General features: G+C 51.2%; 10 protein-coding genes and 1 tRNA gene. 5 read left to right on the top strand and 6 right to left on the bottom strand.

The genetic code is table 11. The annotated features are described in order from the left end of the window. The 4 genes from J7L64_04470 to J7L64_04455 form a co-directional block, all read right to left on the bottom strand. A partial coding sequence (locus J7L64_04470) for a DUF523 domain-containing protein (GenBank protein ID MCD6451595.1) occupies positions 1-187 on the bottom strand: 187 nt, incomplete at its 3' end. Next, the gene (locus J7L64_04465) at positions 180-638 is read right to left on the bottom strand and encodes a GatB/YqeY domain-containing protein (protein ID MCD6451594.1); all 459 of its coding nucleotides are present in this window, start codon (positions 636-638) and stop codon (positions 180-182) included. The genes J7L64_04470 and J7L64_04465, both read right to left, overlap by 8 nt. Before the next feature lie 119 nt (positions 639-757). After that, positions 758-833, bottom strand: a tRNA-Ala gene (locus J7L64_04460). Positions 834-845: 12 nt separating this feature from the next. Continuing rightward, a complete protein-coding gene (locus tag J7L64_04455; GenBank protein ID MCD6451593.1) occupies positions 846-1,181 on the bottom strand; it encodes a hypothetical protein in 336 nt (111 codons plus the stop codon). A gap of 119 nt (positions 1,182-1,300) precedes the next feature. Between J7L64_04455 and J7L64_04450 the strand changes: the two genes are divergently transcribed. From J7L64_04450 to J7L64_04430, 5 genes are read left to right on the top strand one after another with little or no spacing between them, the layout of a single operon-like run. Next, complete coding sequence (locus J7L64_04450) at positions 1,301-2,011, top strand: TetR/AcrR family transcriptional regulator (GenBank protein ID MCD6451592.1); 711 nt, start codon at positions 1,301-1,303, stop codon at positions 2,009-2,011. Continuing rightward, positions 1,995-2,987 (top strand): efflux RND transporter periplasmic adaptor subunit, encoded by a 993-nt coding sequence (locus tag J7L64_04445; GenBank protein MCD6451591.1) that lies wholly within the window; start codon positions 1,995-1,997, stop codon positions 2,985-2,987. Before J7L64_04450 ends, J7L64_04445 begins: the two co-directional genes overlap by 17 nt. Continuing rightward, a complete protein-coding gene (locus J7L64_04440) occupies positions 2,987-3,925 on the top strand; it encodes an ABC transporter ATP-binding protein (GenBank protein MCD6451590.1) in 939 nt (312 codons plus the stop codon). Before J7L64_04445 ends, J7L64_04440 begins: the two co-directional genes overlap by 1 nt. 2 nt (positions 3,926-3,927) lie before the next feature. Then, the gene (locus J7L64_04435) at positions 3,928-5,052 is read left to right on the top strand and encodes an ABC transporter permease (GenBank protein ID MCD6451589.1); all 1,125 of its coding nucleotides are present in this window, start codon (positions 3,928-3,930) and stop codon (positions 5,050-5,052) included. Between the two features lie 33 nt (positions 5,053-5,085). Next, positions 5,086-6,225 carry an ABC transporter permease gene (locus J7L64_04430; protein ID MCD6451588.1) on the top strand — a complete coding sequence of 380 codons (1,140 nt, stop codon included), beginning with the start codon at positions 5,086-5,088 and terminating at the stop codon, positions 6,223-6,225. On the opposite strand, the gene larA is transcribed toward J7L64_04430, so the two are convergent. Next, a complete protein-coding gene (larA, locus tag J7L64_04425) occupies positions 6,220-7,491 on the bottom strand; it encodes a nickel-dependent lactate racemase (protein ID MCD6451587.1) in 1,272 nt (423 codons plus the stop codon). The two genes, J7L64_04430 and larA, sit on opposite strands and share 6 nt — an antisense overlap. A gap of 1 nt (position 7,492) precedes the next feature. Next, on the bottom strand, positions 7,493-7,956 hold a 464-nt coding region (locus J7L64_04420; GenBank protein ID MCD6451586.1), incomplete at its 5' end, for a M55 family metallopeptidase.

The raw sequence follows: 7,956 nt of genomic DNA, 5'->3' as shown, positions 1-7,956 counted from the left end.
CCCCATCCCCTCCTTCGAGCCAGGCAGCAGGGCGAGGTATGGGGAGTCCGCCGGCGACCTCGGGACAGAAGAGGATCACCTGATAGCCGGCGAGCTTCCTCACTAAATCCTTCCTTAGGGAGTGGGTGCCGTCGTAACGGCAGGGGATACCGAAGAGACAGGCGCTTACCAAGACGAAATCAGCCATTTTCCTTTGCTTCCCCCTTGAGTTTCTTCTCTACGATTTCTTTTGCTAATTTACCGTCGATCCTCCCCCGGAACCGGCTCATCAGCTCCCGCATCACCTTACCTATATCGGAGGGACCCATTGCCCCCACCTCTTCTGCTATTTCGCCTACGATCTTTTCGATCTCCTCAGCGGATAGCTCCTTGGGGAGGTACTTCGAAAGGACCTCTATCTCCTTTTTCTCCTTCGCCACCAGCTTCTCTCTTCCTCCCTTTTCGAAAAGCTCTATCGCCTCCTTTCGCTTCTTTATTGAGCGTCTGATGATGTTTATTATCTCTCCTTCTTCGAGCTTCCCCCTTTTCTCTATTTCCGCATTCTTTATCTCGGAAAGGAGAAGCCTCAGGGCGGAGAGGGCGACTTCGTTTTTCTCTTTGAGGGCTTTCTTCATATCTTCCCGGATCTTCTCAAGCATAACTGCCTCCTTAATAATTCTCTTCTAAGTTGATGATATTGATGGGAAAGGGGATTGTCAACGAGCTTCTCTCTCGACGGTAGTGAGGAATGAGAGGCTATCTCAGGATATAAATAAAATGGTGGAGCTAACGGGATTCGAACCCGTGACCTCGTGACTGCCAGTCACGCGCTCTCCCAACTGAGCTATAGCCCCACCAAAAGCGGATTAATCGTGAGGATCTTTCTTCCCTATTTCCTTAGTAAGCTTTGCTAATTCCTTTTCTTTTTTCTTGAGTTTTTTCTCCAGCTTCTCTATATCGTCCACAATTGATTGTATCTCGGGAGAGAGGGTGAGCTCTCCCTTTTTTGTTTTCTTATATACCAGATCACCGAGCTGGCGGAGTTTCCCTTCTTTTGCCTCTTTAATGGAACGAATCTCCCCCTTCTTTGTCAGGACCGTTAGGCTTCTGTTGGTGTCCTCCTTTATCCGCTTGAAGAACTCCTTGGTGGCTTCGACTACCTCTTTTAGCCCTTCTTCCAGCTTCAGTTCCTTTTCCACCATATTTCTCACCTCGTTTTTATTTATACAACTTTTTCTCTCATTTAGTCAACGGTTTTTCCACAATTTTTCCCTTGACAGCGTTGTGATGTTGGGCTAAATTAACTAACTGGTTAGTTAAAATGGCGGGAAGCGATAAAACATCATCTCGAGAAAAGATCATCTCCGCTGCCTATATGATATTCGCGGAACGGGGATTCCACGGCGCAAGAACCTCCGAAATAGCTGAAGCCGCCGGGGTAAATAAAGCCCTCATCCACTACTACTTTGAAACCAAAGAGAAACTCTACCAGGAGGTGTTGGAACAGATATTCTCCACCATTTCCATAAAGCTCAATCAGGTGTTAGAGGAGGAGAGGGAGCCGTATGAGAAGATCTCCCGGGTAATAACCACCTATTTCGACTTCGTCTCCCAAAATCCGGAGGCACGGAGGATAATCCTCCGGGAGCTCGCCAGTGAAGGGGGAAGGTTGAGGGATATAATGCCGCGGTATATAAGATCGGTGTTTAAAAAGGGAAAAGAGATTTTCGAAAAAGGGGTAAGAGAGGGTGTCTTCTATCCAGCCGATCCCTATCATCTCTTCATAAATTTGGTGGGGTTGATCGGTTTTTATTTCGGGGCGGCTCCTATCTTATCCCGTATATTGGAGAAGGATCTCCTTTCGAAGGAAAATATAGAGGAAAGGAAAAAGGAACTTCTGAGTTTCGTTTCCAAGGGGTTATTGAGGAAGAGGAAGGTATATCACCTTTCCTTTTTGCCCCTTCCTTTCAGCGTTTTGATCGCTCAAATGGAGGAAGATGAGGAGGAAGGTAATAATGACAAAGAAGGATAGATTTAGGCGGTTGAGCCTTCTTTTTGCGGTGATCATCGTCTCTATCTTGCCCGCCTGCCGGAAAGAAGGGGAGAAGCGGGGTATTGTCTGTTCTGGGACGGTGGAGGCGGTTGAGGTTTTTGTCCGTACCGAGATCGCGGGCAAGGTGGTGAGCTTTTCCCCTGAGGAGGGGGATTTTTTGAAGAAGGGGGAGGTGATAGCGAAGATCAATACCGAACGGCTCGAGAGTGTGCGGGATGAACTTGAGGGGAAGATAGCGGAGCTCGAAGCGAGGCTCTCCCTCCTTAAGAAGGGGGCGAGAATTGAGGAGATAAAGCGGGCACAAGCGGCGAAGGATCAGGCGTTTGCCCAGCTTGCCGAGATGAAGCGGGAGTTTGCCCGGGTGAAGGAGTTGGTGGCGAGTGGAGCGCTTCCCAAGGCGGAGCTCGACCGGGCAAAGACCAAGCTCAAGGTAGCGGAGAAGGGGTATGAACAGGCGGAGAAAAGCTACCAGATAGTGAAGAAGGGCGCCCGCCTCGAGGAGATAAGGATGGCTGAGGCAGCGCTCACTCAGGTTAAGGCGAGGCTCAAGTCGGTCTTAAGGGATATTGAACGGGGGACGATTCGTTCTCCTCGCGATGGGATATTGGCGGAGAAGCTCTCTCAGGAAGGGGAGTTTCTTCCTGCGGGGGGTTTGGTTGCCAAGATAATAGATCTCAGGAAGCCTTGGGTCAAGGTGTATGTAAAGGAGACCGATTTTGGGAAGATACGGCTCGGTGATCGGGCGGAGGTGAGGATAGACGCCTTCCCTGGACGGGTATTTGCCGGCAGGGTAAGTTTTCTCTCCCCGGAGGCGGAGTTTACCCCTAAAGAAGTAGAGACGAAGGAGGAGCGGGTGAAGCTTGTCTTCGGAGTAAAGGTTATTGTGGAAAATAGCAAGGGCTATCTCAAGCCGGGTCTTCCCGCAGATGTGATCATTATTCCCAAAGGTAATTGATGATGTACACCATTGAGACCGAAGAGCTAACCAAGCGGTTTGGCGACTTAGTCGCCGTTGATAACCTTACCCTCAGGGTGAAGGAGGGGGAAATATTCGGTTTTCTGGGACCGAACGGAGCGGGTAAGACGACTACGGTTAGGATGCTCGTCGGTATCCTTACCCCAAGTTCGGGGAACGCCAGAGTAGGGGGGTATGATCTCCTCAAGGAGACAGAGAGGATAAAGGAGATAATCGGTTATATGTCCCAGCATTTTGGACTTTATGAGGACCTCACCGTTTGGGAGAACCTCACCTTTTATGCCCGGCTTTATCTGAAGGATAAGAGAAAGTCGGCTCTTGCCGCAAATGAGGTGATGGAGCGGTTTGGGCTCGATTTTTATCGGGACCACTTGGTGAGAAACCTTTCCGGTGGCTGGAGGCAGCGTTTGGGCCTTGCCTGTGCTATGGTCCATAAGCCTAAGATCGCCTTTCTCGACGAGCCGACAGCCGGCATTGACCCGGTGACCCGGCGGGTTATCTGGGATATGCTTTACGAGCTTGCCCAGGGGGGGACCACCCTGTTCGTCACCACCCACTATATGGAGGAGGCGGAGCACTGTAATACCATCGGATTTATCTGGCAGGGGAGGCTCATCGCCTGTGCCCAGCCGAGCGAGGTGAAGGAGAGGATAATGGGCGAGGAGGTGGTACGGCTTCGGGTGGAGCCTTTCTTCCCCGCCTTTGAGTTTTTAAAGGAAATGGGTGAGCCGATAAGGGATGTAAATAGCTACGGGGATGCCATTCACCTGATGGTAAAGGATGCGAAAGAAGCGCTTCCGGTGATCGAGAGGGAGCTCAACTCAAGGGGGTTCTCCATCAAGGAGTTGACAAAGGCAAACCCCACCATTGAGGATGTATTCGTCTATCTTTCAAGGAAGGAGCTAAAGAAGGGATAACGATGGAGAGGATCGCTGCTCTTACGGTAAAGGAGTTGAAGCACATCCGGAGGGATCCGCGGAGCCTTATTATGGTCCTCTTCTTCCCTATGCTGATGCTGATCCTCTTCGCCTATGCCATCACCTTTGATATAAGGGAGGTGCCCACCGCCCTATTCGATGCCGACCGGAGCGCGGAATCGCGGGGTCTTATTCTCTCTCTTTCCTCATCGGGCTACTTTCGGATGATACCGGTAGGCTCTTACCGTGCTGCCGAAGAAAAGCTCAACTCTGGGGAGGCTTGGGCGGCGCTTATCATCCCTGCTGGCTTTGCCCGAAGGATAGATAGAGGGGAGACGGCTTCTATACAAATCCTTGTCGATGGAAGCGATAGCAACACGGCGAGTCAGGTGGTGGCTTACCTTAAGGGAGCCTTGATCAGATACTCTGGTAAGTTGCTCTTTAAAAAGAGCTTGAGGGAAGGAGGATTAATGAATGGTTCGCCCATCTCGTTTCGTCCTCGGCTGTGGTATAATCCCGATCTAAAAAGCCCCAATTTCCTTATCCCCGGTCTCATCGGGCTTATTATGATGGTCATCGGGGTGATGCTCGCCTCGCTTTCCATCGCTCGTGAGGAGGAGGATGGGACGCTTGAAGGGATCCGTGTTTCCCCCATCTCCTCACTGGAGTTCATCGTAGGAAAGCTTCTCCCCTACATATTGATAGCCATTGCCGAGCTCGTACTCATCCTGATCGCCGGAATCACCATCTTTGATCTTCCCTTCCGAGGGAGTTTTTCCCTGCTCTTTCTCTTATCCCTTATTTTCTTCGTGAGCATCCTGGGAATGGGTCTTCTCATCTCCACCATAGCCAGAACCCAGCAGATGGCATGGCTCCTCAGTCTGCTCCTTACCTTTCTCCCTTCGCTCATCCTTTCCGGCTTTATCTTTCCCATAAGGAATATGCCTTACTTCGTTCAGCTCATAACCTATCTTCTCCCTGCTCGCTATTTTATCGTAATCCTCAGGGGGATCATCCTTAAGGGGGTAGGACTCTCCCAGCTCAAGATGCAGGTGGTTTATCTTGTGGTGCTTGGTTCCACCTTTATGGTGGCAAGCATACTGAGGTTTAGGAAGAAGATAGCTTAAGGAGGTGAAAGGGTGTTCTCCCGGGTCTTCGCTATGGTGAGAAAGGAATTCCGTCAACTCTCCCGGGATAGGCGTATCCTTCCCATCGTCATTGTAGCTCCTCTCCTCCAGCTGTTTTTGCTCGGCTATGCTGCCAACCTCGACATCCGCCATATCCCCTTTGCGGTAGCTGATTACTCCCAAAGCGCTGAAGCTCGAGAGCTTATAAGGGAGTTCGCCCGCTCTGGCTATTTCGACCTGGTGATGGAGGTCGATGATATGAGGAAGCTCGATCCCTTGATCGCCAGGGGAGAGGTGAGGATGGGCTTGGTCATCCCGGCGAATTTCGGCACCCACATCGGAAGGAAGAGCAGGGCGAGTCTTGCCCTCATTCTTGATGCAGCGGATGCCAACACAGCACGGATCGCTTTGGGTTATGCCTCGGTGATCGTGGAGCGGTTTTCCCGAAGGATGATTATAGCTACCTTAAACGAGCGGTTTAACCCTTATTCTCTGAACCTTAGGAGGATAATGGAGGAGGGCGAAGGGGGGATCCTCGATCCGAGGATCCGCGTCTTTTACAACCCTGAGATGAAGAGTAGAAATTTCTTTGTTCCCGGGGTGATTGCCCTCATCCTGATGGTTATGACCACCATCCTTACCGCGACGAGCATTGCCAAGGAGAAGGAAGCGGGGACACTGGAACAGTTGATCGTTTCCCCGATAAAGAAAAGGGAACTCCTTATCGGAAAACTCATCCCCTATGTGATAATCGGTTTTATCGATGCTGGTTTGGTTCTTTTTGTCGGTATTTATTGGTTTAAAGTCCCATTTAGGGGGAGTATCCTCCTTCTTTTCTTCGGCGCCGCTCTTTTCTTGATGAGCACGCTGGGGATGGGGCTTCTTTTCTCGGTCATCTCCCGACGCCAGCAACAGGCGATGATAACCGCCTTTTTCGCCCTCCTTCCCTCGATGATCTTATCCGGTTTTATCTTTCCTATAGAGAATATGCCTCGGGCAGTTCAGTACCTCACCTATCTCATCCCCATCCGTTACTTTTTGGTGATCGTTCGGGGGATATTTTTGAAAGGGGTGGGGTTCTCCGTCCTTAAGGGACAGTTTATCGCCCTTTTTATCCTTGGGTTCTCCTTTTTGCTGGTAAGCCTTTCCCTCTTCAGAAAGAGGCTGTCATAGGGTGGGGATTATGTAAGGTCCTTCGGGGATTATTGCTGTTTTTATATTCCTCCCCAGGCGTTCTGCTGCCATATCTATCCCTTCCTCGATCGAGCTTATAAGTCTTAATCGGGGGATATGGTTCAATCTTGCCCCTTTTAGCCCTTCGGAGTAGAGGAAAACCTCCACCTTCTTGAGCGCCTTGATCAGCTCCTGCACCTCCCATTGATCGGGGACGAAGTTCTCCATCTTCCGATGATGGGCGAGGAAGTGATCGAAATCGGTGAGCCCCTGGAGCAGCCTAATAAACTCGGGTCCACCGATCCCCTGGGAGCATTCAGCAGCGAGGATGATGATACCTCCGTCCTCTGTTATCGGAAGGGGGACAACCATCCCCTTCACTGCCTGGTAAAAGGTGGTATCCAGAGGATAGCCAGCAGAGGAGGTGAGAACGAGGGGGACCGGTTCCTTCACCTTCACCTTGGCGTAGCGATCGAGAAAACGCGCTCCTTCCTCGAAGGCGGAGATGGGGTCTCCAGCGAATATCCCCGATATATCCCGGCGCTCGGTTATCACCACATTGACGATGAAGGAAAGACCCACTCTCTCCGCTATCTCCTTCGCCTCCTCCCGGCAGGGGTTTCCCTCTATCACCCCTGTCGCCGAACGCTCATCGGCGAGGATGTCTACTCCGTGAAGGAACTTCACCGTCTCCATACCGGAGAGCCCCGGTGCGATCGATTTCACCCCACCGGAGTAGCCGAACATAAAGTGGGGCTCGATGAGCCCAACCGCTATCTTGAGATCGGCAGAGAGGAACTCCCGGTTTATTAAGATGGGAGTTCCCCTCTTTGTCTTCCCAAGGAAGGAAAGCCCCTCCTCATCCCTTGCGTCGTGCTGTACTATCCTATATTTTTCGACGATCTCCTTTCCCGCCAGTTCGAGGAGCTCCTCCTCGCTCATCTTGCGGTGGGTTCCCGATGCGGTTATGATCGTTATCTCATCCCTCTTTATCCCCTTCTTCTCAAGGAGATGGAGGAGAGGGGGGAGGAGCACCTGGTTCGGCGCCGGTCTTGTGATGTCGGATATCGCCACCGCCACCCTCATCCCGGGGGAGAGCATCTCCGCCAAAGGGGGGCTTCCTATGGGCGAATTAAGGGCTTCGATGAGCTCTTCCGTTGGATTTGAGGAGATGGGCATCTCTTTTTTCCTCAAGATGACGCACTCCATCCCCGAAGGAAGGGTTACTTTCTTTATCCCCTTTCCGTAAAGAAGTCCTACTTCCATCTTACCTCACAGCTAACGCTGTCTTGAAAAACCTGAGTACCTGGATAAAGTCATCATCGGTAAAGGATACCGACAGTGGTCCAGTTCTCTTTGCGTAGGGTATGAAACTCACCTTATTCGCCAATACCTCATCGATGAAGGTTACCTCAATAGTATAGGGAGGCTTTATCACAAACGGCTTATATTTCTTGAGATGGGTTAGGGCGTAATAGACCCTTTCTTTTATCCTCTTTCTTGCTACCTCCGGATGAAGCGTTTTGACAGCACTTCCTATCCCCTCCTTCACCGCTACCGCTTCCACCCAGGGGAAGAGATCCTTCGCCTGTTTGCAGATGGCTTTATCGCCGGCGATGAAGACCACAGGGACCCCGAAGTAGCCGGCGATCGCCCCATTTATCCCCGCCTCGGGTACTGATATCCCATTCAATTTCACATCGGCAATTGTTCTACTGTTCATCGTATGTT

It is taken from the genome of Acidobacteriota bacterium, from assembly GCA_021161905.1.
Lineage (GTDB): Bacteria > Acidobacteriota > B3-B38 > Guanabaribacteriales > JAGGZT01 > JAGGZT01.
The sequence above is the reverse complement of the archived record's forward strand: the minus strand, read 5'-3'. Positions and strand labels throughout refer to the sequence as shown.